Origin of the sequence: Salirhabdus euzebyi (assembly GCF_014207435.1) — a bacterium.
Classification (GTDB): Bacteria; Bacillota; Bacilli; order Bacillales; family Alkalibacillaceae; genus Salirhabdus; species Salirhabdus euzebyi.
Window position 1 is genome coordinate 204,194 of the sequence record NZ_JACHGH010000006.1, and the last position, 26,411, is coordinate 230,604.

A 26,411-nucleotide genomic window follows, 5' to 3' on the forward strand; every position below is an offset into this window, starting at 1 on the left:
TATATGGGTATCGGCTAGCTAATCTTTTTTAGGTACATATTTAAACACTTCATGGGAATCAAAAAATTCCACTAAACGATCAATCCAGTCAAAGTACTCGATTGATTTCTGCGTTTCATTGATAAACGCTTTTGCTCGTTCTTTTTCTTCCTCACTGGAGCTAGGGTCCTCAATGATTTGTTTTAAATCCGCTATATTTTTTCGCTCGAGGTTCTTATTGCGACTAACGACACTTTTAAAATTGGAGGTAAACATGGATATAAAGTTTTGATAATAGTCTCTGTCAATGTCATAAAAGTCCTTACGGGAGCCTTTCATAAAAACCTTCTCTGCTAAATTAATCTGAGCCATTTCTCGTAAAACCTGGCTCATCCTTGTCTTGCTCATTCCTGTTTTTTCGGACAATGTATCCAGGTCCAAAGGCTTTCCTTCAAAATAAATAATAGCGTAAACACGACCGATTGTACCGGGAAACCCATAAGATTTCATGTTATCAGCTACTTGCTCAATAATACGGTTGTAAACCTGATCTAATTTATTTTCACTGCTCATAGGATCAACTCTTTTTTTATGTATTAGCGGACGAATATAGTAATAATACTCTACTCTATATAGAAAGAGACACTTTCTTCATGATAAGACTACCACATATGGTACGAATTAGAAAGTAAAGGGTTGAATAGTATTTAGTAGTATTTTGTCGAAATTGTACGAATATCAACTTTATGCAATTCATAAACTTATTATTTTATAAAATTTGTGCAATTAAAAGTTTATACAGAGTTTTCTTAATTTTTTCAAACGCGATACAATTGTACTTGTGCAAGAGAGCGCGGCGTAATTCCAGGAAGATTAGGAGGAACACTTGTGATTGAACTGAAAAAGATAAACAAGGTTTATGATGATGGTTTTCAAGCATTAAAAGATATTGACCTTACGTTTGAAGAAGGAAAAATTAATGTTTTGATCGGTCCTAGTGGCTGCGGGAAAACCACAACAATGAAGCTATTAAATAGATTAACCGAACACACAGACGGCCAAATTTTAATAGATGGAAAAGATATAAAAGAAATAAACCCGATAGAGCTTCGCCGCCGAATGGGATACGTTATTCAAAGTATTGGTTTATTTCCACACATGACTATTTACGATAATGTTGCGACTGTTCCCAAGCTTTTAAAATGGGAAAAGCAGAAAATTAAGCAACGAGTAGAAGAACTATTAAATATGGTTAGCTTACCGCCAGAAACTTATATGAAGCGTTATCCTTCTGAATTAAGTGGAGGACAGCAACAGCGTATTGGTGTTATTCGCGCACTTGCTGCAGAACCTTCTACAATACTCATGGACGAGCCTTTTAGTGCACTAGACCCGATAAGTAGGGAGCAACTACAAGATGAACTCGTTCGCCTTCAAAAAGAAATTAAGAAAACAATCGTATTCGTCACACACGACATGGATGAAGCAATCAAGATTGCTGACCAAATTATTTTAATGAAAGATGGCCATGTTGTACAAAAAGGGTCGCCACAAGAACTTCTATCCAACCCGGCAAATGATTTTGTAAAAGAGTTTATCGGAGAAGAAAGATTAGGTAATAACCAATCATTGCCACCATTAAATAAACTCATTGTAAAAGACTATCCATCTATCCCTTCTACACTATCTGTAGAAGAAGCAGTGAACAAAATGGTTTCAAATCACGTAGCTGGCTTGCCAGTAGTGGATGCTGAAGGAGCTTATTTAGGCGTTATCAGTCTTTATAAAGCACTGGATCACAAAAAAGCATCACTAGTAGATTTGGTAGATAACACGGTGATGACTGTACAAGAAACAACAGATAGTAACGAATTACTAAGTAAAATAAGTGGGGAAAAATCTATTATTCCACTACTTTCTGAGGAAAACAAACTTATAGGAGTAGTAGACAATAAGAAACTATTAGAAGCATTACACCAAATATATAAGAGTAAGAGTGGTGTGGCGTAAATGGAACTTATCTTAGATTACTTTGAATTTTGGCAAGATAAATATGATTCTATTTTAGAATACACGTACCAACATATGGTCATTTCATTTGTTGCTATCCTTCTTGCCGTTCTCGTTACAGTACCTTTGGCTATTTATATGACAAAAATGAAGAGTACGAGAATTAAAAATTCTATCTTCCATGTAGCCAATATATTTCAAACAATTCCTACCATTGCATTACTAGCAATAATGATTCCTATTTTAGGAATTGGGTTCAAACCTGCAGTAGCAGCATTATTTCTATATGCATTATTACCATTACTAAGAAATACGTACGCAGGTGTACAGTCAATTGATCCGGGAATTGTTGAAGCTGCAAGGGGAATGGGGTATAACACCTTTCAACGTCTATTTAAGATAGAATTGCCAGTTGCCCTTCCTTATATTATGTCTGGTATTCGAGTAACGACTGTTTATGTAATTAGCTGGACGACACTAGCCGCAATTATCGGGGCAGGTGGTTTAGGAGGATTAGTACTTGCTGGAATCGGTTTTAACGACAAACACATGATCTTTACCGGAACCATCCTAGCAATCAGCATCGCATTATTACTAGATTTTATCTTTGGAAAAGTTGAAAAGAAACTGTCCAGAGCTTAAAAATATAGGCTGTTTTATAAATGAAAGTTGCTATAAGGACTGTTGTTGACCACGCTTGGCGGACTAATAGCTCCCAATAAGTCTATGCACGTTGATTGAAACGGAAGATACGAGACTCCTGCGGGAATACGGGGCTGGGGAGACCCCGCAGGCGAACGCCGAGGAGGCTCCCCGTACCGCCCGCGGAAAGCGAAGTATCTGGAGTGGAAATCAACATTCGCATGTCATAAACACCTACAATAGCAACATCTTCTACAGCCGAAATAAAAAAATACAAAAGAAAAAGGGGACATCTAGATATGAAGAAATTATTATTTGCAACAGTATTAGCCGCATTAGTACTAGCATTAGCAGCTTGTGGAGATAGCAAGGAATCTGCTGATGGTGGAGTAGTATTTGAATATGGTTCTCAATCTTACACAGATCCAAAAATCATGGCCCAAGTTGTAAAAGTATTAGTTGAAGATCAAACAGATCACGAAGTAAACATTACGGAAGATATTCAAGCAAGTCCACAGATTATGGCTGCTTTAGACCGTGAAGAATTTGACTTTGCAACACTATATTCTGGTGAAGTTTACAACAACCACTTTGATGAAGATGAAGTAGAATATTCAACAGATCCACAAAGAACAATTGAACAAGCACAAGAACTTTTCGGTGCAAAATATGACATGAAATGGTATGACTCTATTGGATTTAGTAACCAATACGGAATTGCAATCCAAGGTGACTTTGCTGCAGAAAATAACATTACAACAATGTCTGAATTAGAGCCATTTGCTGATGAACTTACAGTAGGAACAGACAGCTCTTGGGTTGAAAGAGCAAATGATGGTTATGAAGGTTACCAAGAAGCATACGGATATAGCTTTGGTGACGTACGTGGTATGGAAGTATCGTTAATGTATGAAGGTATTAAAAATGACGAATTAGATGTTGTTACAGCATATACAGTAGATCCACAAATTTTAGAATATAACTTAACATTATTAGAAGATGACAAAGCATTCTTCCCACCATATGATGCGTCATTAGTTGCTAGAAACGCTGTAATTGATGAATACCCAGAAGTTAGCGACATTCTTGATAGCATTGTTGGATTAATTAGCACAGAAGAAATGACTCAATTAATTCATGAAGTTGATATTAACAAGCGTTCTACTGAGGAAGTAGCAATTGAATTCCTACAAGAAAAAGGAATGCTTGAATAATAAAAAAAAGGTGATTTCATATGAGCTTTATCACTGAACTTGGTCAATATATGGCTGAAAACTCTTCAGACCTATTAGCTTTAACAATAGAACATTTATTAATGGTAGTCTACGGGATAGGGCTTGCCCTTCTCGTAGGTGTTCCATTAGGCATAATTGCTGCTAAATATGAAAAAGTTGCTCCATTTATTCTTTCTTTAACGAATATCTTGCAGTTAGTTCCAAGTTTGGCGATGCTAGCAATCTTAATGATTTACTTTGGACTAGGATTTGAAACGATGGTAATTGGTCTATTCTTCTACTCCCTTCTTCCAATTGTTAGAAATACGTATGTTGGGATTAGAGAAGTAGATAACAGCATAATCGAAGCTGGTGTTGGTGTCGGAATGACATCTCTACAATTATTAAGAAAAGTACAATTTCCATTATCGATTCCATTTCTAATGGCCGGACTAAGAGTGGCTTCTGTTATTGCCGTTGCGGTAGCTTGTATTGGACCATATATCGGTGCAGGTGGTCTTGGTAAAGAAATTATTTCCGGTATTAGTCTCCAATCTGAAGTGAAAATTTACGCAGGTGCTATTCCTGCTGCATTACTTGCCATTACTGCAGATTTAATTTTAGGACGAGTAGAGAAAAAGACAAAACAACGAACAGTGTAATCGATTCGCACAAGTAAGGAGCGATCCATTATTTTAAAAAGTAGCGTTTTTTCTAGAATAGACGAATTATATGATGAAATGGTTGAAGTGCGGAGACATTTGCACATGTACCCAGAATTATCCTTTGAAGAGCATGAGACGGCTAAGTTTATTGCCGATTATCAATCGAAGCTTGGATTAGAGGTTCAAACGAATGTCGGTGGTTTAGGTATTGTTGCTACATTACGTGGCGGAAAGCCAGGTAAAACAGTAGCGATTAGAGCAGATTTTGATGCGTTACCAATTGAAGAAGAAAATAATGTTCCGTATAAATCGAAAAATCCAGGCGTGATGCACGCTTGTGGTCACGATGCCCATACAGCGATAGCTTTAGGTATGGCCAAAGCATTAGTAGAGGTGAAAGACGAGTTAGAGGGGACTGTAGTCTTTATTCATCAGCATGCTGAAGAACAAGACCCAGGTGGAGCAAAATCGATGGTGGAAGATGGTGCCTTAGAGGGTGTTGATGCCATTTTTGCTACTCACATGGAAAACTATATTCCAGTTAACACGATTTCGCACAGTAATGGCTATATTTTCGGATCATCTGATGATTTTGTGATTGAAATAAAAGGGGTAGGTGGACATGCAGCATTTCCGCATGACACAACCGATGTTATTTCGATTGGAAGCCAACTCGTAAGTAATTTACATCAAATAGTTAGCCGTAAAGTAGACCCACTAAAGTCTGCCGTTCTTACGATAGGATCTTTTCAAGCAGGGAAAAAAGCAAATGTTATTTCTGGTTATGGTAGGTTAGAAGGAACAGTCCGAACATTCGATAAAGACGTCAGGCAAGAAATCCATGATTGGGTCCAGCAAATTACAGAACACACGTGTAAAGCGTTTGGTGCCGATTATCACATTGATTATCAGTTTGGCTACCCAGCAACGTTAAACGATAAGACGATGAATCAACTTCTCGTTAACGCGGCAAAAGATGTCTTACCAGAAGAGAGTATCAAAGAAGACCCACCTACTATGGGCGCAGAGGATTTCTCTTATTTTTTACAAGAGAGACCAGGAACCTATTTTTTCACTGGGTCAGCAAATGAAGAAAAAGGATTCATTTATCCGTATCATCATCCTAAATTTGATATTGATGAAAGAGCACTAACTAATGGCGCCAAGGTTCTAACATCAACCATTTTTGATTATTGGAAGCAATATAATAAGTAACAACTAAGCAAAAACCACGTATGTGACTAAACACATACGTGGTTTTTTTGCGACTAAATTAATCTTTATTATTGTCTCTTGCTCTTTCCTCGTTCTCTAGTTTTGTAGCTCCTCCATAGTGAAGTGCTTGATCACGGTCAGGAGCTGCTCTACCTGATTTTCTTTGTTTCGTTTCCTGCCTATCTTTTCCCATCGTTGGTCCCTCCTTATTGTTCAAATATCATTCCTTTTACTATTTCTTAAAAAAAGAGTAGCTATTCAACTTTCTTCCACTAATGCTAGATGTAACACGCATAATTTACAGCATTTATGCAAAAGGTAAAAGAAAAAATTGGGGAGATTTTTCGTTATATGAGACTTCGACAATTACTTTTAGCGATAACACTAGTATTTACAGTTGCGATATCACCAATTCAAACAGATGCTATCTTAGCAGAAGACATGGCCATTATTGTGGAAGTGGAAGGTGATCCGAACAAATGGAAAGCGTACATAGAGGATTATCATCCATTTGTAGAGGTCATTCATGTATACGACACGTTATTGAACGCACTTGCACTAAAGGGGAAAAGTAAAGATTTATACGATATTGATAAGGAGGACTTTGTGCGGACCATACATCCTGCTCAAAAGTATGAAGTACCGAATGCTGCCCATTCACCTTCTCCTATCAAGCCACCGAAACGAAACGTAAATACGCCTTATACAGGGAAAGGGGTAAAAGTAGGCGTCATTGATACGGGAATGGATTACTCCCATCCGGATTTAAAAAGAAACTATAAAGGCGGCTATGATGTCGTAGACTTCGATGATCAACCGATGGAAACGTTGCCGACAGAAGGGATGCCAACATTACACGGAACTCACGTTTCAGGGATTATTGCTGCAAACGGGGAAATGAAAGGTGTAGCCCCAAATGCAGATCTATATGCTTATCGGGCGCTCGGACCTGGTGGAGTTGGTTCATCCGTAGGGATTGTAGCAGCACTTGAAAAAGCGGTAGAGGATGGAATGGATATTATTAACCTTTCTCTCGGCAATTCAGTCAACAGTCCTGACTGGCCAACAAGTATTGCGGTAAACAAAGCAATTGAAATGGGCGTTGCGGTTGTGATTGCGAATGGAAATGCGGGTCCGGATAACTGGACGGTAGCTTCTCCTGCTACGTCTGTTAAAGCGTTATCTGTTGGGGCATCTATTACGGAAATAAAAATCCCATATTTGACCATCCCATTAGAGGATAGAAAGCTTCCACTCCAAATGCTAGTGGGTTCACCAGAATGGAATTTTTCTAAACCGTATCAACTCGTCAATGGAGGGTTAGGTAAAGAAGCATTACCGGATGTACAAGGGAAAATAGTGATTTTTAAAAGAGGAGAAATCCCATTTTCGGAAAAGGTACAGGTTGCCGAAAAAGCCGGTGCAGTAGGTGTCATTATTTATAATAACGAGGAAGGTGTTTTTCAAGGAGGATTAACCGAAACAACTTCGATTCCAGTAGCGGCGATGACGAAAGAAGATGGTGAATGGCTGTTACAAAAAGGAAAGGAAAAGTGGGCTTATACTTCCTATCAATTAGTAAAGGATAAGCTTGCCCCGTTCAGTTCTAAAGGTCCTGTTGTAGCTAACTGGGACATCAAGCCGGAGATTATTGCTCCGGGCGTTGAAATTGCGAGCACTGTACCTGGTGGTTATCAGGAGCTACAAGGTACTAGTATGGCATCACCTTATGTAGCTGGTGTATTAGCTTTAATAAAAGAAGCCCATCCCGATTGGGGGCCTAATAAATTGAAAGCAGCCGTTCTTAGTACAGCAAAGCCTTTTAAAAATGAAACTGGTTCGCTATATCAGCCAATTGAACAGGGAATGGGAGCAATCCAAACAGAAAAAAGTATCAATCCAGAAATATTGATTTACGAAAGTCGACTTACGTTTGGGAAAATTAACGAAGGAGTAAAAGAAAAGAAAGTAGATATTGTAGTGGAAAATCGTAGTGAGGAAACGAAGAAATTCCGTTTTGATTATCCACATCATGAATCAGGAGTTGTTTGGGATATTCCGCAAACCTTTTATGTGAAGCCAAAGGAAAAAAAGCACATTACTGTAGGATTAAGGGTAAATTCTAGAAAATTAGAGAAAGGACTACATCAAGGGTGGTTAACATTATATAATGGAAACGATGAAGTTTATCTTCCTTATTTATTCGTCAATGAAACAGCAGATTATCCGAAAATTGATGGGGTTGAATTAACTTTATCTCCTTTTGAACAGGACAAGTTTAAGTATTCCATGTATTTACCTGATGGAGCAGAGCAGCTAACAATCGATCTGTATGAGCCAGAATCCTTACGATATGTCAAAACAATCGTGGAGGATGAGGAGGTAAAACCTGGGATGCATGAGGGAATTATTAACAGAGGTGAATTTGTCGAAAATAGCTATTTAGTATTTGTCAAGATACGAAACGGCAAAACTTATGATTCTTTTGTGACAGAATTTCAAAATTTCCCTCTCCAACCGTAAATTTGAGGGGAAATTCATTGACAAAGGAAAAGCCACTATTGTATGCTAATTTAGGTGTATGGTAAGGCTTACAACCGTACTTGATTCATGTCGAAACCCTTTTGATGGGAGTTTTCAAAATGGGTAAAAGTCAATATCCTTTTCGAGCCATTGCATTAACGAGTGGGATCCTCTCCAATTTAGCTGGGTCAACACTTATAGGCATTTTCTTTGGCAGATGGATTGACCAAAAACTTTCAACAGAACCCCTGTTTTTAATTATTGGACTTTTCATTGGGTTAGCATCAGGAGTTTACGCCACTATATACTTAGTGAAAAAGTACACAGGAGAAGAATAGCATGCTATTTTATGAAGGAATGGTCTCAAGACAAAGAAGATGGATGTTGTATTTACTCGCGCTCTTTTTCCTGGGTTGGGGTTTTACCACCTATAAAGAAGTTTTTTTAGGCCTAATTTTAGGCTCCTCTATCGGCTTTTTTAACCTCTGGTTATTACAGCGAAAAATCAATCAAGTTGGACATGCTGCTGCAGAAAATGTAACGGCAAGAACACTTGGTACCATGTCGCGCTTTGCTGGTGCTGCATTAGCAGTAGTCGTAGCGCTCCGCTATCCTGAACATTTCCATATGATAGCAGTTGTTATTGGATTAGTGACAATTTATTTTGTCATTATGATAGATTTTATTCTTCATCATACAAGATCTAAACCCTAGGAAGAGAGGTGAATAAATTTGGAACATGAAGCACCTTTGTATGAGAATGCGTTTGGGATCTCATGGTTAGATTTCAACCTTTCCAACGTGTTTATGTTGTTAATTACCGCTATCATCGTGTTTATCCTTGGTGTAGTAGCAAGTCGTAACCTGCAGCGAAAGCCAAAAGGATTACAAAATTTTATGGAATGGGTTGTTGATTTCGTAAAAGGTATTATTGGTAGCAATATGGATTGGAAAACAGGAAAGCAGTTTCTTCCATTAGGGTTAACGTTGCTTACGTTTATCTTTGTTGCCAACATTTTAGGGGTAATTACAATGGTATCTGTTAATCATGATTTATGGTGGAAATCACCAACATCAGATCCAGGTATCACGTTATCGCTAGCCGCAATGGTTATCATTTTAACGAACTATTACGGTGTTAAGATGAATGGTGTAAAGGAATACGGTAAAGGATTTTTCAAACCGTTACCATTTTTATTTCCATTCAAAATTATTGAAGAGTTTGCCAATACGTTGACGTTAGGTCTTCGTCTATTCGGTAACATTTATGCAGGTGAAATTCTTCTCGGCTTACTAGCTGGGATGATTACGTCAGGAGTTGGCGGGGCTATAGGTGGTTTCCTTCCAATGATGGCATGGCAAGGCTTTAGTTTATTTATCGGAGCAATCCAAGCATTTATCTTTACTATGTTAACAATGGTTTATATGGCACACAAATTGAGCCATGACCATTAATTTATATCAAAACCAAAATTAATTAACTATATTCTGAGGAGGAATTTTCAATGGGTTTAGGAGTTTTAGCAGCTGCAATTGCAGTAGGTTTAGCGGCATTAGGTGCAGGTATTGGTAACGGTCTTATCGTAAGTCGTACAGTAGAAGGTATCGCTCGTCAACCAGAACTACGTGGTGCTCTTCAAACAACAATGTTTATCGGGGTTGCACTAGTAGAGGCACTTCCAATCATCGCTGTTGTTATCGCATTTATGGTAATGGGTAGATAGTCAATTAGTAATAATGGCGGAGTAACGCAAAATGAACTTCGCCTTTCCTTTATTCTTTTCAAGACAAAGTAAAAACCCTAGGCTTTCGCTATAGGTACTTGGCCACAAGCCAAGTTTTTCTAATGTTAAGCCTCATGTAAATGTTAAGGCGAAAGGAGTGTAGGCAATGCTAGATTCAAGCATACTGGTGCTAGGTGCTGGTGGATTTCATTTAAATATTGGCGATATGCTTGCTTCATTAATAATCTTTGTTGTTTTATTAGCTCTTCTAAAGAAGTTTGCTTGGGGCCCATTAATGGGAATCATGATAGAACGTGAACAACATATTGCAAATGAAATTGACACAGCTGAGAAAAACCGTTCAGAAGCAGAGCGTTTAGCAAAAGAAGCTCAAGAACAAATCAAGGCGACAAGACAAGACGCTCAAGAAATTATTGAGAACGCTAAACAAACAGCGAAGAGTCAAGAACAATCTATTATAACTGCTGCTCGTCAAGAGGCAGAACGTATAAAAGAGTCCGCTCGTCAAGAAATCGAGCAAGAAAAAGACAAAGCTATTCAAGCATTACAAGATCAAGTTGCTTCCTTGTCCGTACGTATTGCTAGCAAGGTTATTGAGAAGGAACTTTCTGAGAAAGACCAAGAAAAACTTATCAATGAATATATTAAAGAGGTAGGAGAAGAGCGATGAGTGATTCTGTAGTAGCAACCCGTTATGCAGTGGCTCTTTTTCAACTCGGACAAGAAAAATCAATTTTAGAACAACTAGAAAAGGAAGTACGTACTGTTCGTGAAGTGTTTGAAGCGAATAGTAAACTTTCCGAATTTCTAAAGCAACCGAAAATTGCTATTGAGAAGAAAAAAGAATTTCTGAAAGAAGCTTTTCAAGGAGCTTCCAAAGAATTGCTAAACACGCTATATATTATGTTAGACCGCCATCGTGAAGATGCTATCCCTTCCATGACGCAATCATTTATTGATATGACAAATGAAGTGTATGGAATTGCTGATGCTGAAGCATATTCAGCTCGTGCTTTAACGGATAGTGAAAAAGATTCACTACAGAAGGTGTTTGCGGAAAAGCTCGGGTTTAAGTCACTACGTATTACTAATATTGTAGATTCAACTGTTCTTGGTGGAGTAAAGCTTAAGATCGGTAACAAAATCTATGATGGTACAGTAAGTGGTAAGCTTGAGCGCATGGAACGCAAGCTAGTTTCTGTGAACTATTGATGATAGGGGTGAAATTGGATGAGCATCAAAGCTGAAGAAATCAGTGCATTGATTAAGCAACAAATTGAAAATTACGAAACTGATATAGAAGTAAGTGATATTGGTACTGTCATTCAGGTTGGTGACGGTATTGCACGTGTTCATGGTCTTAATGATGTTATGTCCGGTGAACTTGTAGAATTTTCTAATGGTGTTATGGGGTTAGTTCAAAACCTGGAAGAAAGCAACGTTGGTGTTGTTATTCTTGGACCATTCAGAGATATCCGTGAAGGTGATGAAGTTCGTCGTACAGGACGTATCATGCAAGTACCTGTTGGAGAAGCAATGCTAGGTCGTGTTGTTAACTCACTTGGTCAGCCAGTTGATGGCAGAGGCCCAATTGAAACAACAAAAACACGTCCAATCGAATCTCCAGCACCTGGTGTAATGGATCGTAAATCAGTACATGAGCCATTACAAACAGGACTAAAAGTTATCGATTCCATGATCCCAGTTGGTCGTGGACAACGTGAGTTAATTATCGGTGACCGCCAAACTGGTAAAACAGCGGTAGCACTAGACACAATCATTAACCAAAAAGATCAAGATATGATTTGTATCTATGTTGCTATTGGGCAAAAAGAATCTACTGTTCGTGGTGTTGTTGAAACATTACGTCAACAAGGGGCTCTAGATTACACAATCGTTGTAACAGCTAGTGCATCACAACCAGCTCCACTTTTATACCTAGCTCCATATACAGGTGTAACACTTGGAGAAGAGTTCATGTATAACGGTAAGCACGTATTAGTAATTTACGATGACTTGTCTAAACAAGCAGCAGCTTATCGTGAACTTTCATTATTACTTCGTCGTCCTCCAGGTCGTGAAGCATTCCCTGGTGATGTATTCTATCTACATTCTCGTTTGTTAGAGCGTGCTGCAAAACTTAGTGACGAAAAGGGTGGCGGTTCTTTAACTGCATTACCATTCGTTGAAACACAAGCAGGTGACATTTCTGCTTACATTCCAACAAACGTTATTTCCATCACGGATGGACAAATTTTCCTTGAGTCTGATCTATTCCACTCCGGTGTACGTCCAGCGGTTAACGCAGGTTTATCTGTATCCCGTGTAGGTGGTTCAGCACAAATTAAAGCAATGAAAAAAGTTGCTGGTACGCTTCGTCTAGACTTAGCTTCATACCGTGAACTTGAATCATTTGCTCAGTTTGGTTCTGACCTGGATAGAGCAACACAAGCGAAATTAAACCGTGGTGCTAGAACAGTTGAAGTATTAAAACAAGGACTTCACAAGCCATTAGGCGTTGAAAAGCAAGTAGCGATTATATACGCACTTGTTAACGGATTCCTTGATGATATTCCAGTTGCAGATATTCAACGTTTCGAAGCTGAAATGTTTGAGTATATTGAAAAGAACGCAAATGAAATTTTTGAGCATATACGTAACACTGGTAACTTACCTGAAACTGCAGACTTCAACAACGCAATTGAAGGCTTTAAGAAAACATTTGTTGTTTCAGAGTAATTCGTTTTAATCGGAACCTAGCCGAAAAAAGGTGGTGAAACGGAGTGGCATCTCTTCGTGATATAAAGGGAAGAATTTCTTCCACGAAAAAAACGAAACAAATTACAAATGCGATGCAAATGGTTTCAGCTGCTAAGCTAAATAAAGCAGAGCAAAATGTAAAAGCGTTTCTTCCTTATATGGAAAAGATTCAAGAGGTTGTAACTAGTATTTCCACTGGTAGTCTTGACGCTGATCATCCGATGTTAAAGTCGAGAGAAGTAAAGAAAACTGGATATGTTGTCATTACTTCTGATCGTGGTTTGGCTGGTGCTTATAACAGTAACGTTATTCGTAAGGTGTATAACACGATTCGTGAAAAGCACAATTCTCCTGAGGAATATACAGTTATAGCTATCGGAAAAGTTGGACGTGAGTTTTTCAAAAAACGTGACGTTCCTATTTCAAATGAGGTTGTTGGTGTAAGCGATCAACCGGAATTTGCCGATATAAAAGATATTGCCTACAATACAGTTAATTTGTTTGTAGATGGTGAAGTCGATGAACTGCACTTATTCTACAATCACTATGAAAGTGCCATCTCTCAAGTGGTAACCCAAAAGCAATTATTGCCTCTTACGGAAATGAGTTCAGAAGGTAAATCGTTGAGTTCTTACGAGTATGAACCTAACCAAGAGGAAATATTGAATGTTTTATTACCACAATATGCAGAGACTTTAATTTATGGTGCAATCTTAGACGCTAAAGCAAGTGAACATGCTGCACGTAGAACTGCTATGAAGAGTGCGACGGATAACGCTGATGACATCATTGATGGCTTAACATTATCCTATAACCGTGCACGACAAGCTGCAATTACACAAGAAATTAGTGAAATTGTTGGTGGAGCAGCAGCATTAGAATAGGTTGTAATGAATGGAATGAAGTTAGGAGGGAAAAGGATGAGCAAAGGACGTATAATTCAGGTTACAGGACCAGTAGTAGACGTACGCTTTGAAAGTGGTCATTTACCTGAAATCTATAACGCTTTAAAAGTACATCAAAATGTGGAAAATGCATCTGGCGTAAATATCGATCTTACTTTAGAAGTTGCTTTACACTTAGGTGATGATACAGTACGTACGATTGCCATGTCCGGAACAGAAGGACTTGTTCGTGGAACAGAAGTAGAAGATACAGGTGCTCCTATTTCAGTACCTGTAGGTGAAAGTACACTTGGTCGTGTATTTAACGTATTAGGTGAAGAAATTGACCTTGGTGACGCAGTAGCTGCGGATGTTCAACGTGCTCCAATCCACAGAGAAGCACCAAAGTTTGAAAACCTATCTACAAAAACAGAAATTTTAGAAACTGGTATTAAAGTAGTTGACTTGCTAGCTCCTTATATTAAGGGTGGTAAGATCGGACTATTCGGTGGTGCCGGTGTAGGTAAAACCGTATTAATCCAGGAATTAATCAACAACATCGCTCAAGAACACGGTGGTATTTCCGTATTCGCAGGTGTAGGGGAACGTACTCGTGAAGGAAACGACCTATACTTTGAAATGAGCGACTCAGGCGTTATTAAAAAGACAGCAATGGTATTCGGTCAGATGAACGAGCCACCTGGTGCACGTATGCGTGTTGCCTTGACTGGTTTGACTATGGCTGAGTATTTCCGTGATGAACAAGGACAAGACGTTCTACTATTCATTGACAACATTTTCCGTTTCACGCAAGCAGGTTCAGAGGTATCTGCCCTACTAGGTCGTATGCCATCTGCCGTAGGTTACCAGCCTACTCTTGCAACAGATATGGGTCAATTACAAGAACGTATTACGTCAACGGATAAAGGATCTATCACGTCTATCCAAGCAGTATATGTACCTGCCGATGACTATACGGATCCAGCACCAGCAACAACTTTCGCTCACTTAGATGCAACAACTAACCTTGAGCGTAAATTGTCTGAGCAAGGTATCTACCCAGCGGTGGATCCACTAGCTTCAACATCTCGTGCACTTGACCCGAACATTGTTGGGGAAGAGCACTATAACGTAGCTCGTGAAGTTCAACGTACACTACAACGTTACAAAGAACTTCAAGATATTATCGCAATTCTAGGTATGGATGAGCTAAGTGACGAAGATAAACTAACAGTATCTCGTGCACGTCGTATTCAGTTCTTCCTATCGCAAAACTTCCACGTTGCCGAGCAGTTTACTGGTCAACCTGGTTCTTATGTTCCAGTACAAGAAACAGTTCAAGGATTCAAACAAATCCTTGACGGTAAATACGATGATCTTCCAGAGGACGCATTCCGTCTAGTTGGACGTATTGAGGAAGTTGTAGAAGCTGCAAAAAATATGTAATTAAATATTGAGTCATCAACTATTTAATTCAAGCCCGAGGAGGGGTTAGCATGAAAACACTAACTGTGAGTGTTGTTACTCCTGACGGCCCTGTATTGGAAGATGCGTACGAAATGGTAAGCTGTAAGTCGGAAACTGGTGAGCTTGGTATTTTACCAGGTCACATTCCACTCGTAGCACCATTAACAATTAGTGCTGTACGTCTGAAAAAGCAAGGAGACTCGGACAACATTGCTGTCAGCGGTGGATTCCTAGAAGTTCGTCCTGATAAAGTAACTATTTTAGCACAATCCGCTGAAAGACCAACTGAGATCGATGTAGAAAGAGCTCGTAAAGCAAAAGAACGTGCGGAACGACGCCTTCAAGAAAAACAAGATGATATTGATTTTAAGCGGGCTGAATTAGCACTAAAGCGTGCCATTAACCGTTTAGACGTTGCAGGCGCCTAAAGCAAAAACGTAACGTTAAAAGCCTCGAGTGAGTGGATTTTTATCCGCTTACCCGGGGCTTTTTTGATGAGATTTTTATGCAGGCTCTTGATAGTTAGTTGTGAACACTGGATTTATTGGTGTACACCCCTTGATACTTTACGCTGAACTCCTGATAAGTCGTGGCTTACTCTTGATACTATACACTCAACTCCTAATAAATCGTGACCTATTCTTAATATATTCGTATGGGCTCCTGATAACAAGAAAGTCGGCCCTCACTTTATTAAGCAACCTGTACATTTGATATGATCTCGCTAACTCCTAATATTTTTTCCTGAACTCCTGATATATATTGGTGGACTCCTGATATCGCGTTAAACCCTCAGCAAAAAACTAAATCAACTCCTAATAAGACATGTCCCTCACTAGAAAAACGTCATGAACTCCTGATAACAGATCATCAATCCCCTCTCATACTGATACAAGCATATACATTATATATATTGTTACGAACTCTTGATACTTTCTGCCAGACCCCTCATTCCCCCATACGAACTCTTAATAAGGCAAACCCAAAACCGAATAATTCTTACACACTCCGGATAACATTTAACCACCTTAGAATAATCGCGAACATTTTTAACGCATGTCTACCAAATTAGTATCATAGATATAGGGTGATGAATGATATTTTAAAGGGAAATATCGACACAATAGAGTCACTTTGCTATAATGAAAACGGTTCCAAAATTATGTAAAGATTCAGAAAATACAAAGACAGAGGTGGATGTATGGAGTCTCTTAACATCTATCAGAACAGCTACTTATTCGTCATTGTTTTTCTTTTTGTTGCGTTAATGCTACCAATTGTCGCACTATCTGTTGGGAGATTATTACGTCCCAACCAGCCGACGGAACAAAAAATGCTTACGTACGAAAGTGGGATGGAACCCTTCCAGGATGCGCGGGTTCAATTTCATGTTCGCTATTATTTATTTGCTTTGCTATTTGTTATTTTTGATGTGGAAACAGTTTTTCTTTATCCATGGGCAGTCGCCTATGAAAAGCTTGGGGTATTTGCACTTATTGAAATGTTAATCTTTATCGTCATGTTGTTTCTTGGTTTAGTATACGCATGGAAAAAGAAGGTGCTGAAATGGAGATGAACTTAGAAAATATTCGAGTAGAGAATGAGGAAGAAATTAAGCGAAATGTCTTTTTTGTAACGCTTGAGCAGTTGAAAGCATGGGCCCGAAGTAACTCGTTATGGCCAGTTCAATTCGGTCTTGCCTGCTGCGCAATTGAAATGATGGGAGTCGGTGCTTCCCATTATGATTTAGATCGCTTCGGCTCGATTTTCCGAACGTCCCCACGTCAATCTGACTGCATGATTGTATCCGGGACCGTTACGAAAAAAATGGCACCAATCGTTCGCAGACTTTATGACCAAATGGCAGAACCAAAATGGGTTATTGCGATGGGATCATGTGCAACAGCCGGTGGACCTTACATTAAGTCCTATTCGGTCGTAAAAGGAGTCGACCAAGTCGTTCCAGTCGATGTGTACATTCCAGGTTGTCCGCCAAATCCTGCTGCCCTCATTTATGGCATTAATAAACTGCAGGAAAAAATCCGCTATGAAGCTAAAACAGGAAAGCGGGTGACGAACCAGTGACAGAGGAAAAAGAAAAACGACCTAGACGAAAAAAGGAAGAAGAAGAACAAGTCGAGCAAAAACCATCCCCAAACGAACCAATACTGAAAAATTTTGTATCGATTATCCACCAACACCTCGGCGATGACAGTATAGAAGAATCTTATATTAATCGCTCATCAAAAGATATACCTACCATTGTTGCAACAATCGACCAATACTTCCATGTTGCAAAACTCCTTAGAGAACATTCTGACCTACAATTCAATTATTTATCCGACCTACACGGCATTGATTATGAAACATATATGGAAATTTACGTTCATTTATATTCCATGGAAAAAAAGCATAGCATCGCCCTCAAAGTGAAAGTGGATCGGGAAAATCCGAAAGTTGATTCACTCGTCCCAATTTGGGAAGGAGCAAATTGGCCGGAAAGTGAAGTGTATGACCTACTCGGTATCGTCTTCCACAATCACCCAGACTTAAAAAGGATTCTTCTCGGTGAGGATTGGAAAGGGTACCCACTTAGAAAAGATTATGAGCCGTACGATGTGGAGGTGTAGCAATGATTCGAACAGAAGAAATGCTCTTAAACGTAGGACCACAACATCCTAGTACACACGGGGTCTTTCGTTTAATCGTAAAAATTGACGGAGAAATCATCAAGGAAGCTACACCGGTAATAGGTTATTTACATAGAGGTACGGAAAAATTAGCGGAGGATTTGCAGTATACGCAAATTATCCCATATACCGATCGCATGGATTACTTATCTGCTATGACAAACAACTATGTTCTCTGCCATGCAGTAGAAACGCTTATGGAATTAGAAGTTCCAGAGCGAGCAGAATATTTGCGCATCATTGCGATGGAGCTAGGACGAATTGCGAGCCATCTTGTCTGGTACGGAACATATTTACTAGACATCGGAGCAACGAGTCCGTTTTTGTATGCATTTAAAGACCGTGAAATGATTATCAATCTACTAAATGAACTTTGTGGAGCCCGTCTCACCTTTAACTACATGCGTATTGGTGGCGTTAAGTGGGATGCCCCAGAAGGATGGATAGAAAAAGTAAAGCAATTTACCGAATACATGAAGAAAGAGTTAGAAGGCTATGATGAACTCGTAACCGGCAATGAAATTTTTCAAAATCGTGTCAAAGGTATTGGGCAATATTCGAAAGAGACAGCAATTCAATATTCACTGAGTGGAGCTAATCTACGCTGCACAGGTGTTGATTACGATATCCGAAAAATTGAGCCCTATTCCATTTATGATCGCTTCGATTTTGACGTGCCTGTTCGAGAAGAAGGGGATGCTTGGGCAAGATACGAGTGCCGAATGGAAGAAATCGTTCAGTCTCTTCGTATAGTAGAGCAAGCTGTTGAACAGTTTCCAGAGGATGGAGAGGTTTTAGGAAAAGTTCCCCGTGTTATCCGTCCACCAAAAGGAGAGGTGTATGTCCGAATTGAATCACCCCGTGGGGAAATAGGCTGCTATATTGCCAGTGACGGAAAAAAAGAACCATATCGTTTGAAATTCCGTCGTCCATCTTTTTATAATCTGCAAATTTTACCGAAGCTCCTAGAAGGTGAAAACATGGCCAACATGGTCGCTATTCTAGGTGGAGTCGATATTGTGCTCGGGGAGGTTGATGGCTAATGGAATGGTTAGCAGAACGATTAGCTCAAGCTCCAGGACTGGAAAACATGCTCTACTTTTTAGCTATCACTCTACCGTTATTATCTATCATTCTAGGATTTGTTACGTACGCAATTCTAGCAGAACGAAAAGTAATAGGGTATATCCAACTTCGGTACGGACCAAACCGAGTGGGCGGTCGATTCGGACTACTCCAAACGGTAGCAGACGTATTGAAGCTATTAATAAAAGAAGATACACGACCAAAACTAGCCGATAAACCGTTATACATACTCGCGCCAATTATCGCATTCGTCCCATCCTTCGCCATACTTGTAGCCATTCCAATCACCGAGACACTCACCTTCGCAAATATGGGAGTCGGACTATTATACGTTATTGCCGTATCAGGACTGTCCACCATCGGCATGGTCACTGCCGGATGGGCATCGAATAACAAATACGCACTAATGGGAGGCATGCGTGCCGTAGCTCAAATGATTTCCTATGAAGTGCCATTAATTATGTCTGCTGTTGGAGTCGTCCTCTTTGCCGGAAGCCTAAACTTAACCGTCATTGTCGAACAACAGCAATTCGTCCCATACATCCTACTACAACCAATCGGATTCATCGTCTTTTTCATCGCCGCAACCGCCGAACTAAACCGCACACCATTTGACCTACCCGAAGCAGAATCAGAACTAATCGCCGGCTATCACGTCGAATACTCTGGCTTTCGTTGGGCCATGTTCATGCTTTCCGAATACGTCTATTTATTCGCAATGTCCGCACTCATCACGGTCCTATTTTTAGGCGGCTGGAACCCAATCATCGGCCTAGGCTTCATCCCAGATGTCGTCTGGTTCGCACTCAAATTCAGCATCGTCGTATTCGTCTTCATGTGGATCCGCGCAACATTACCACGATTGCGCGCAGACCAATTAATGGAGTTCGGCTGGAAAGTGCTACTACCAGTCGCCATGTTTAACATATTCTTCTCAGCAGTGTTGAAGGAACTGTTTTTTTAATCAAATTCTGCTCGTTTGTAGGAGAATTGTACACTGGCGTTATGGAATTAAAGGTACAGAGTTAACAATTGAAGGTACAGAGTCAGGAATTGAAGGTTCAGGCGCCGAAATTGAAGGTTCATGGCAAACAATTGCATGTTTCGGAGCAGAATTGAGGAACAGGGCCAAAAAATGCAAGTTCGTACCGAATTAACAGTACATCACTAATAATCAAAGGTTCAGGAGCCGGAATTAACGGTACATCACTAATAATCAAAGGTTCAGGAGCTGGAATTGAAGGTTCAACACCAATAATTGCAGGTTCGCAGCTGAAAATGAAGGTTCAGCACCGAAAATTAAAGATTCTCAGCTTACTATGAAGGCTCAACAATAAGAATTACACACTCAATTAAAGCTTCAACCAATAACGAATCAAAAACTCAGAACCAACATTTAACGAAAGAGTAAAAGGTGGTGGATAACCATGATGGGTTTAGCGAAAGGCTTGAAGCATACGTTGCAAAATATGAGCAAAAAGAAAGTGAGTTACAACTATCCGGATGAATCAATTCCATTGCCGGAACGATTTCGGGGTATTCAAAAATTTTATCCAGAAAAGTGCATTGTATGTAATCAGTGCGTGAACGTGTGTCCTACGGATTGCATTGACTTGACGGGGAAAAAGAATCCAGACCCTGATAAAAAAGGAAAGATTATTGAAACGTACAATATTAATTTTGAAATATGCATTTTATGTGATCTATGCACCGAAGTTTGTCCGACGGAAGCGATTGTGATGACGAATAATTTTGAGCTAGCAGAATATTCCCGAGATGAGCTATTTAAAGACCTGCAGTGGTTAGATGAAAATGATACGAACGTTAGAAAGGAGAATTAAACATGAGCGGAGAAGTCATCGTTTTTTTACTCCTTTCTTCAACAGCTATACTCGGTGGAATTTTGATGCTGAATCTAAAAAAAGTTATTCACATGCTGCTGGCAGTAGTATTAACTTTTTTAAGTTTAGCCGGCCTATATGTCATGCTGTCCGCTGAATTTGTGGCGGCCGTGCAAATCCTCATCTACTCTGGAGCTGTTACGATTGTGATGATATTCGGGATCATGTTGACGAAACATCAAGCAAAAGAAGAGAAAAACAAAAATCCACTTCGAACAACATTAGTAGGATTAGGTATTGTCGTTTTCTTCGTTACCATTTACTTGGCGATTCGTAACTTGTATTTTGGTCAAGAAGCAACAGCGCTTCACGTGAACAACACGGAACAAATTGGAATAAAGATTTTTTCTTATTACGTCATCCCGTTTGAGCTCGTTTCAATTGTGCTACTCGTTGCCTTAATGGGAGCAGTCGTGTTGGCGAAAGGTGAGGAAGGTGATGAAAAATGAGTTCCGTCCCTTTGCAAGCCTATTTAATTGTTGCTCTGATTCTGTTTTGTATTGGGCTGTTTGGTGCTCTGACGAAACGAAATACGATTATCGTACTTATTTGTATTGAACTTATGCTTAACGCGGTTAACCTGAACCTCGTTGCCTTTAGTAAATTTGGAGCGAGTGCGAACATTACTGGACAAGTATTTTCCCTGTTTACAATCACGATAGCAGCTGCAGAGGTGGCAGTTGGTATGGCTATTTTAATAGCATTTTATCGAAATAAGAGAACGGTAAATATTGATGAAATGAACACGTTGAAGGAGTAGACCCCAGCTTGAATAGAAGGGAGTGGAGGTTAAGATGATAGATTATGCATGGTTAGTTCCGGTAATCCCGTTCTTATCTTTTTTTATACTCATCCTGTTTCGAACAAAAATGCAAAAGACTAGTGGACTAGTAGCAACTATTTTTTCAGGTTTAACACTCATTTATGCCATTGTAATTTTTGGTCAATTAATAAAAAGGCAAACCTATCTAGCAGAATGGCAGTGGCTAACCATTGGAACAGTAGATATTTCCTTTGGTGTGCTGCTCAACCCGCTAAATGGTCTCATGCTATTATTAGTAGCGTTTGTGAGTTTTTTAATCCATTTGTATTCCATTGGATATATGGATGGGGACAAACGAACTTCTGTATTTTTTGCTTATTTAGGATTGTTTACGGCTGCGATGCTCGGCCTCGTCATGTCGCCGAACTTACTGCAATTTTATATGTTTTGGGAATTAGTTGGATTAGGCTCGTTCTTACTAATCGGCTTTTATTTTTATAAAAACAGCGCCAAGAAGGCAGCCAAAAAAGCTTTTATCATGACGCGTATTGGGGATATGGGCTTACTGATTGGTCTCATTCTACTATTTTGGCAAACAAATAGTTTTCGTTTTGCGGATATTTCCGAGGTAATATTAGCTGGCCAAATGGAATCAGGTATGATTACCCTGATTGCTATCCTCATATTAATTGGTGCCATCGGTAAATCCGGACAGTTCCCACTACATACGTGGCTTCCGGACGCCATGGAAGGGCCTACACCTGTCTCCGCTCTCATTCACGCAGCGACGATGGTTGCTGCAGGTATCTATTTAATTGCTGTCATGTATCCGTTATATATGGCGAGCAACGTCGCTTTGGCTATTGTAGCAAGTGTTGGTGCCTTTACCGCGCTTTATGCTGCGACAATCGGGCTCGTCCAAGACGATATTAAACAAGTGTTGGCTTACTCTACTATTTCGCAGCTCGGTTACATGCTTCTGGCAATGGGGGTTCTAGGCTATACAGCTGGAATTTTTCATCTTTTCACACATGCCTTTTTCAAGGCGCTTCTTTTCCTAGCAGCTGGTGCAGTCATCCATGCTGTCCATACGCAAAATATTAAACAAATGGGCGGGCTCAGTAAAAAAATGAAGGTTACGAGTGTCACCTTTTTAATCGGTGCGCTTGCCATTAGTGGATTCCCACTTCTTTCTGGATTCTTCAGCAAAGAAGAAATACTAGCTGCGGTTTGGGCAAACGGACAATACGGACTTTTCGTTATTGCAATCTTAGCGGCATTCCTAACATCCTTATACATGTTCCGCTTATTTTTCCTCGTATTCGAAGGGGAAAGCAAAAAAACAATCGATAAGATTCAACCTACGCCAATAACGATGAAAATACCGATGATCGTGCTTGCCTTTTTCGCCATTTTCTCCGGCTATTTAAATACGTCATGGTTTGAAACATACTTAGCGGATTGGTTGGCTTCAGGGGCAACCTTCTTATCAACCCATCATCACGAGACGCCATTATGGTTGTTTTTCGTAACGATTTTGCTATCCGTTGGGGGAATTGTTCTCGCCTATTTCATCTATGGAAAAAAGAGAATCAATCAAGAAGACTGGAAGAGCTCCTTCCCTGGCGTACACACCCTCTTAAAAAACAAATACTACATCGATGAATTTTATCAGCTAACTTTTGTTAAGGCGACGAACGCCATTGGAACCTTTTTTACGTACGTTGAAAAATACATCATCCAGCTCTGTATGACCTTCGTAAAGGACGTTGTACAAAGTCTAAGCAAGACCGGGACGAAAACACAGACTGGTCAAACACAAACGTACGGGGCAGTGGCCTTTTTAGGATTAGTCCTTATTGTTGCTTTTTACGTGCTGAAAGGGGGCTATTAATAGATGGGACTACTATCGTTACTCGTCTTTTCCCCAATCGTTGGTTTCATCATTTTATTTTTTATTCCGAAGCATGACATGAAAATGCTTCATAAAATTGCATTGGCAGCTAGTTTTATCCCATTTTTGTTCGGTTTACTCGTTTTCATCTTGTTTAAAACAGATGAAATACCAGCTGACATTCTAAAATGGATTGAATTTGAAGCGGGGGAAAAATCTTTTGTCATCCATTATGAACTCGCTGTTGATGGCTTTAGTACGATTCTCATTTTCCTCACAGCTATTATTATGTCGATTGCGATTTTAGCCGGAAGCTTTCATGTTAAAAAAGACATTCGCATGTTTTATCAATTAATGTTTCTACTTGAATTAGGGGTGCTAGGTGTCTTTGCATCAGGGAACCTGTTTCTCTTTTTTATCTTTTTTGAAATTACCTTAATTCCGATGTTCTTATTACTCTCCAAATGGGGGGGAACAGACAGAGAGGAATCTGCTTTTCACTATTTGGTTTACAACGGGATAGGCTCGCTGATCTTGTTAGTGGCAATCGCCGCCATTTTCGTTTCAGCAGGAAGCACAAATTTCGATACCGTCATGCAGCACTTTGCTACCAACGAGAACTCAGGGCTTGCCCTTGGCATAGCTATCGCGTTACTCCTGGCGTTCGGCATTAAATTACCGATTTTCCCACTTCATTCATGGATGGTAAAAGTACACGTTGATGCTCCTATTCCAGTCGTGATTGTTCATGCAGGGGTACTTTTAAAAATTGGAGCATACGGATTAATCACATTTGGGATTGGCTTCTTTCCGGTAGCATTTGAAAAACTCGTTCTCGTGCTCGCTATATTGGGGTTGGTGAATCTGCTTTACGGTGCGTACTTGGCCCTTGTGCAAAAAGAGCTTCGGGCGGTGTTAGCTTATTCAAGTATTTCACACATGGGAATTATTTTGCTCGGTATAGCAGCTTTAAATGAATCCGGTATACAAGGGGCTATTTTTCAAGCAGTGTCCCACGGGCTGATTGCTGCACTATTCTTTTTACTAGTAGGGTCACTAGCGAATAGAACGAATACGACAAGCTTGAAAAAACTAAGCGGACTTGCACGACTGACGCCATTGCTCGCGGGATTTCTGTTAGTAGCAGCACTCGCGGGATTAGGACTCCCTGGAATGAGTGGATTCGTCAGCGAGTTCATGGTCTTTCTCGGTTTATTCGAACAGCTACCGTGGATTGGTGTCATCGGCACACTAGGTTTAGTATTAACGGTCGTCTATATGCTTCGAGTTGTCATGAATATGACTTTTGGGACATACAGAAATATGTTTGGTGAAATTAAAGACCTCAATGTATATGAAGTGGTTCCGACACTTGTGTTGATCATTTGCATCATCGGAATCGGGGTCTTTCCGAATATTATCGCAAGTACTATTCAACTTACTATTGAAACGCTACGTTTAGGGATAGGGGGATAAGCCAATGGACTTAAAAACACTACTAAGCTTTGAATGGGGAATGATGGCACCAGAATTTACTATTTTAATCGTAGCTGTCATTCTATCCCTCATTGATTTATTCGGGAAGGACTCGATCAAAAAATATATTCCTTCGTTTGCTGTAGCGGGCATCGGCTTAGCACTTATTTTCTTGTTATTCCAATATGGACACGAAGAGGTTTCCATTTTATATGACACGTACATTTTTGATTCCTTTGCTTTTTCGTTTAAATTCATTCTACTAATAGGAACTTTACTCATTTTCTTCATGGTTCTGTCCAAGCAAAAAGATGAAGAAATAACGGATCGTGGGGAGTACGTGTACTTATTGCTATCGGCATTGTTAGGGACGATGATGATGGCGTCTAGTGGAGATCTGATCACTTTATTTGTCGGTTTAGAGTTATTATCCTTATCTTCATACATCATGGTCGCCATGCGAAAGCGAAACAAGCGAGCGAATGAAGGGGCAATGAAATACATTATTAACGGTGGAATCGCAACAGCTTTTACGTTGTTCGGAATGAGCTACATTTACGGCATATCCGGTACGACAAAGCTTGTCGACATTTCCCGGGAAATGTCTTCCGCATTAGGAACAACAGAGCCAATCGCGACGGTAGGTTTCATTATCTTATTCGTCGGGTTAGCGTTCAAAATTTCTAGCGTCCCCTTTCATATGTGGACACCAGACGTTTATGAAGGAGCAGCTACTCCAGTTTCAGCCTTTCTAAGTGTCGTTTCCAAGGCAGCGGGGTTTGTGATTATTATTCGGCTATTCGTAACGATTTTTAATACGGGAGTGGAAGGGAACGAAACATTATATAGCTCGATGATTGGTTTTGTTGCTATCCTTGCTATTTTATCGATGCTCATTGGAAATATCATTGCGTTAAGACAACGAAACATGAAGCGGTTAATTGCTTATTCCAGTATTGGTCATGCTGGTTACATTTTAATTCCGATTGTCTCTTTGTCCGCCATGACATTAGAGAACGTTTGGTTTTACTTGTTGGCCTATTCCTTTATGACAATCGGTGCCTTTATGGTCATCTACATATTGGAGCAGTCTGAGAAATCAGAGGATATCTCTATCTTTACTGGCTTGTTCCAGCGCTCTCCAGTCCTCGCGATATCAATGACAATATTTTTACTATCGTTGGCAGGAATACCCGGGACTGCTGGTTTTATAGGCAAATTCAACATTTTTGTAGGTGCAATCAGCGCCGATCCTGCTCAATATATTTTAGTCGGCGTCATGGCAGTGGCTACGGTCATTTCCTATTTATACTATTTTAATATTTTAATTCAAATGTTTATTCGCCAACCGGAGTTTGAAGGAAGACGCACTGTGAATAAGATGCAAGCAGTGCCGTTAATTGCTTGTATAACAGGAACGATTGTATTAGGAATCTTTCCGTTTATCGCCTTAAACTTTTTCTCCTAATCTAAAAGGGTCTTGAATTGACAATGCTA

Annotated in this window: 29 protein-coding genes; 27 read left to right on the top strand and 2 right to left on the bottom strand. The window is 39.8% G+C overall.

The annotated features are described in order from the left end of the window. Window positions 1-18 precede the first annotated feature (18 nt). Window positions 19-552: a GbsR/MarR family transcriptional regulator gene (locus HNQ94_RS11785; protein ID WP_174496519.1), complete on the bottom strand. Its 534-nt coding sequence runs from the start codon at window positions 550-552 to the stop codon at window positions 19-21. Between the two features lie 315 nt (window positions 553-867). On the opposite strand from HNQ94_RS11785, the gene HNQ94_RS11790 reads away from it, so the two are divergent. The 5 genes from HNQ94_RS11790 (at window position 868) to HNQ94_RS11810 (ending at window position 5,725) form a co-directional block, all read left to right on the top strand. Next, window positions 868-1,989: a betaine/proline/choline family ABC transporter ATP-binding protein gene (locus tag HNQ94_RS11790; RefSeq protein WP_174496518.1), complete on the top strand. Its 1,122-nt coding sequence runs from the start codon at window positions 868-870 to the stop codon at window positions 1,987-1,989. Next, window positions 1,990-2,631 (top strand): ABC transporter permease, encoded by a 642-nt coding sequence (locus HNQ94_RS11795; RefSeq protein ID WP_174496517.1) that lies wholly within the window; start codon window positions 1,990-1,992, stop codon window positions 2,629-2,631. 299 nt (window positions 2,632-2,930) lie between these two features. Further along, window positions 2,931-3,845 (top strand): glycine betaine ABC transporter substrate-binding protein, encoded by a 915-nt coding sequence (locus tag HNQ94_RS11800; protein WP_174496516.1) that lies wholly within the window; start codon window positions 2,931-2,933, stop codon window positions 3,843-3,845. 20 nt (window positions 3,846-3,865) lie between these two features. Next, window positions 3,866-4,507 (top strand): ABC transporter permease, encoded by a 642-nt coding sequence (locus HNQ94_RS11805; RefSeq protein WP_174496515.1) that lies wholly within the window; start codon window positions 3,866-3,868, stop codon window positions 4,505-4,507. Window positions 4,508-4,585: 78 nt separating this feature from the next. Beyond that, a complete protein-coding gene (locus tag HNQ94_RS11810) occupies window positions 4,586-5,725 on the top strand; it encodes a M20 family metallopeptidase (protein WP_174496514.1) in 1,140 nt (379 codons plus the stop codon). 58 nt (window positions 5,726-5,783) lie between these two features. Here HNQ94_RS11810 and HNQ94_RS11815 read toward each other — a convergent pair whose 3' ends face one another. Continuing rightward, window positions 5,784-5,918, bottom strand: a complete 135-nt coding sequence (locus tag HNQ94_RS11815) for a YpzI family protein (RefSeq protein WP_174496513.1) — start codon at window positions 5,916-5,918, stop codon at window positions 5,784-5,786. A gap of 158 nt (window positions 5,919-6,076) precedes the next feature. On the opposite strand from HNQ94_RS11815, the gene HNQ94_RS11820 reads away from it, so the two are divergent. The 22 genes from HNQ94_RS11820 (at window position 6,077) to nuoN (ending at window position 26,382) form a co-directional block, all read left to right on the top strand. Next, window positions 6,077-8,248: a S8 family serine peptidase gene (locus tag HNQ94_RS11820; RefSeq protein WP_174496512.1), complete on the top strand. Its 2,172-nt coding sequence runs from the start codon at window positions 6,077-6,079 to the stop codon at window positions 8,246-8,248. A 119-nt stretch (window positions 8,249-8,367) separates the two neighbouring features. Next, a complete protein-coding gene (locus HNQ94_RS11825; protein ID WP_174496511.1) occupies window positions 8,368-8,586 on the top strand; it encodes an AtpZ/AtpI family protein in 219 nt (72 codons plus the stop codon). Window position 8,587: 1 nt separating this feature from the next. Next, window positions 8,588-8,962, top strand: a complete 375-nt coding sequence (locus HNQ94_RS11830; RefSeq protein WP_174496510.1) for an ATP synthase subunit I — start codon at window positions 8,588-8,590, stop codon at window positions 8,960-8,962. Window positions 8,963-8,980: 18 nt separating this feature from the next. Next, the gene (gene atpB, locus HNQ94_RS11835; RefSeq protein WP_174496509.1) at window positions 8,981-9,703 is read left to right on the top strand and encodes a F0F1 ATP synthase subunit A; all 723 of its coding nucleotides are present in this window, start codon (window positions 8,981-8,983) and stop codon (window positions 9,701-9,703) included. 50 nt (window positions 9,704-9,753) lie between these two features. Further along, window positions 9,754-9,972, top strand: coding sequence for a F0F1 ATP synthase subunit C (gene atpE / locus HNQ94_RS11840; protein ID WP_174496508.1), 219 nt, complete (start codon window positions 9,754-9,756; stop codon window positions 9,970-9,972). Between the two features lie 166 nt (window positions 9,973-10,138). After that, window positions 10,139-10,663, top strand: a complete 525-nt coding sequence (gene atpF / locus HNQ94_RS11845; RefSeq protein ID WP_174496507.1) for a F0F1 ATP synthase subunit B — start codon at window positions 10,139-10,141, stop codon at window positions 10,661-10,663. Continuing rightward, window positions 10,660-11,205: a F0F1 ATP synthase subunit delta gene (locus HNQ94_RS11850; RefSeq protein ID WP_174496506.1), complete on the top strand. Its 546-nt coding sequence runs from the start codon at window positions 10,660-10,662 to the stop codon at window positions 11,203-11,205. The genes atpF and HNQ94_RS11850 overlap by 4 nt, the downstream gene beginning before the upstream one ends. Window positions 11,206-11,223: 18 nt before the next feature. Further along, window positions 11,224-12,732 carry a F0F1 ATP synthase subunit alpha gene (atpA, locus tag HNQ94_RS11855; RefSeq protein ID WP_174496505.1) on the top strand — a complete coding sequence of 503 codons (1,509 nt, stop codon included), beginning with the start codon at window positions 11,224-11,226 and terminating at the stop codon, window positions 12,730-12,732. Between the two features lie 44 nt (window positions 12,733-12,776). Next, window positions 12,777-13,637, top strand: a complete 861-nt coding sequence (gene atpG / locus HNQ94_RS11860; protein ID WP_174496504.1) for an ATP synthase F1 subunit gamma — start codon at window positions 12,777-12,779, stop codon at window positions 13,635-13,637. 36 nt (window positions 13,638-13,673) lie between these two features. After that, window positions 13,674-15,083 carry a F0F1 ATP synthase subunit beta gene (atpD, locus tag HNQ94_RS11865; protein ID WP_174496503.1) on the top strand — a complete coding sequence of 470 codons (1,410 nt, stop codon included), beginning with the start codon at window positions 13,674-13,676 and terminating at the stop codon, window positions 15,081-15,083. A 50-nt stretch (window positions 15,084-15,133) separates the two neighbouring features. After that, on the top strand, window positions 15,134-15,532 hold the full coding sequence (locus HNQ94_RS11870; protein WP_174496502.1) for a F0F1 ATP synthase subunit epsilon: 399 nt from the start codon (window positions 15,134-15,136) through the stop codon (window positions 15,530-15,532). A 773-nt stretch (window positions 15,533-16,305) separates the two neighbouring features. Further along, window positions 16,306-16,680 (top strand): NADH-quinone oxidoreductase subunit A, encoded by a 375-nt coding sequence (locus HNQ94_RS11875; RefSeq protein WP_174496501.1) that lies wholly within the window; start codon window positions 16,306-16,308, stop codon window positions 16,678-16,680. Further along, window positions 16,671-17,189, top strand: a complete 519-nt coding sequence (locus HNQ94_RS11880; protein ID WP_174496500.1) for a NuoB/complex I 20 kDa subunit family protein — start codon at window positions 16,671-16,673, stop codon at window positions 17,187-17,189. Before HNQ94_RS11875 ends, HNQ94_RS11880 begins: the two co-directional genes overlap by 10 nt. Continuing rightward, window positions 17,186-17,734, top strand: coding sequence for an NADH-quinone oxidoreductase subunit C (locus HNQ94_RS11885; RefSeq protein WP_174496499.1), 549 nt, complete (start codon window positions 17,186-17,188; stop codon window positions 17,732-17,734). Before HNQ94_RS11880 ends, HNQ94_RS11885 begins: the two co-directional genes overlap by 4 nt. Before the next feature lie 2 nt (window positions 17,735-17,736). Continuing rightward, on the top strand, window positions 17,737-18,837 hold the full coding sequence (locus tag HNQ94_RS11890) for an NADH-quinone oxidoreductase subunit D (RefSeq protein WP_174496498.1): 1,101 nt from the start codon (window positions 17,737-17,739) through the stop codon (window positions 18,835-18,837). Further along, window positions 18,837-19,844, top strand: a complete 1,008-nt coding sequence (gene nuoH / locus HNQ94_RS11895; RefSeq protein ID WP_376697746.1) for an NADH-quinone oxidoreductase subunit NuoH — start codon at window positions 18,837-18,839, stop codon at window positions 19,842-19,844. Before HNQ94_RS11890 ends, nuoH begins: the two co-directional genes overlap by 1 nt. Before the next feature lie 463 nt (window positions 19,845-20,307). Next, on the top strand, window positions 20,308-20,721 hold the full coding sequence (nuoI, locus tag HNQ94_RS11900; protein ID WP_174496497.1) for an NADH-quinone oxidoreductase subunit NuoI: 414 nt from the start codon (window positions 20,308-20,310) through the stop codon (window positions 20,719-20,721). A 2-nt stretch (window positions 20,722-20,723) separates the two neighbouring features. After that, window positions 20,724-21,230, top strand: coding sequence for an NADH-quinone oxidoreductase subunit J (locus tag HNQ94_RS11905; RefSeq protein WP_174496496.1), 507 nt, complete (start codon window positions 20,724-20,726; stop codon window positions 21,228-21,230). Beyond that, the gene (nuoK, locus tag HNQ94_RS11910; protein ID WP_174496495.1) at window positions 21,227-21,541 is read left to right on the top strand and encodes an NADH-quinone oxidoreductase subunit NuoK; all 315 of its coding nucleotides are present in this window, start codon (window positions 21,227-21,229) and stop codon (window positions 21,539-21,541) included. The genes HNQ94_RS11905 and nuoK overlap by 4 nt, the downstream gene beginning before the upstream one ends. A 34-nt stretch (window positions 21,542-21,575) precedes the next feature. Next, window positions 21,576-23,438, top strand: coding sequence for an NADH-quinone oxidoreductase subunit L (nuoL, locus tag HNQ94_RS11915; protein WP_174496494.1), 1,863 nt, complete (start codon window positions 21,576-21,578; stop codon window positions 23,436-23,438). 3 nt (window positions 23,439-23,441) lie between these two features. After that, the gene (locus HNQ94_RS11920; protein ID WP_174496493.1) at window positions 23,442-24,914 is read left to right on the top strand and encodes a complex I subunit 4 family protein; all 1,473 of its coding nucleotides are present in this window, start codon (window positions 23,442-23,444) and stop codon (window positions 24,912-24,914) included. A gap of 4 nt (window positions 24,915-24,918) precedes the next feature. After that, on the top strand, window positions 24,919-26,382 hold the full coding sequence (nuoN, locus tag HNQ94_RS11925; RefSeq protein WP_174496492.1) for an NADH-quinone oxidoreductase subunit NuoN: 1,464 nt from the start codon (window positions 24,919-24,921) through the stop codon (window positions 26,380-26,382). The last annotated feature ends 29 nt before the right edge of the window (window positions 26,383-26,411 follow it).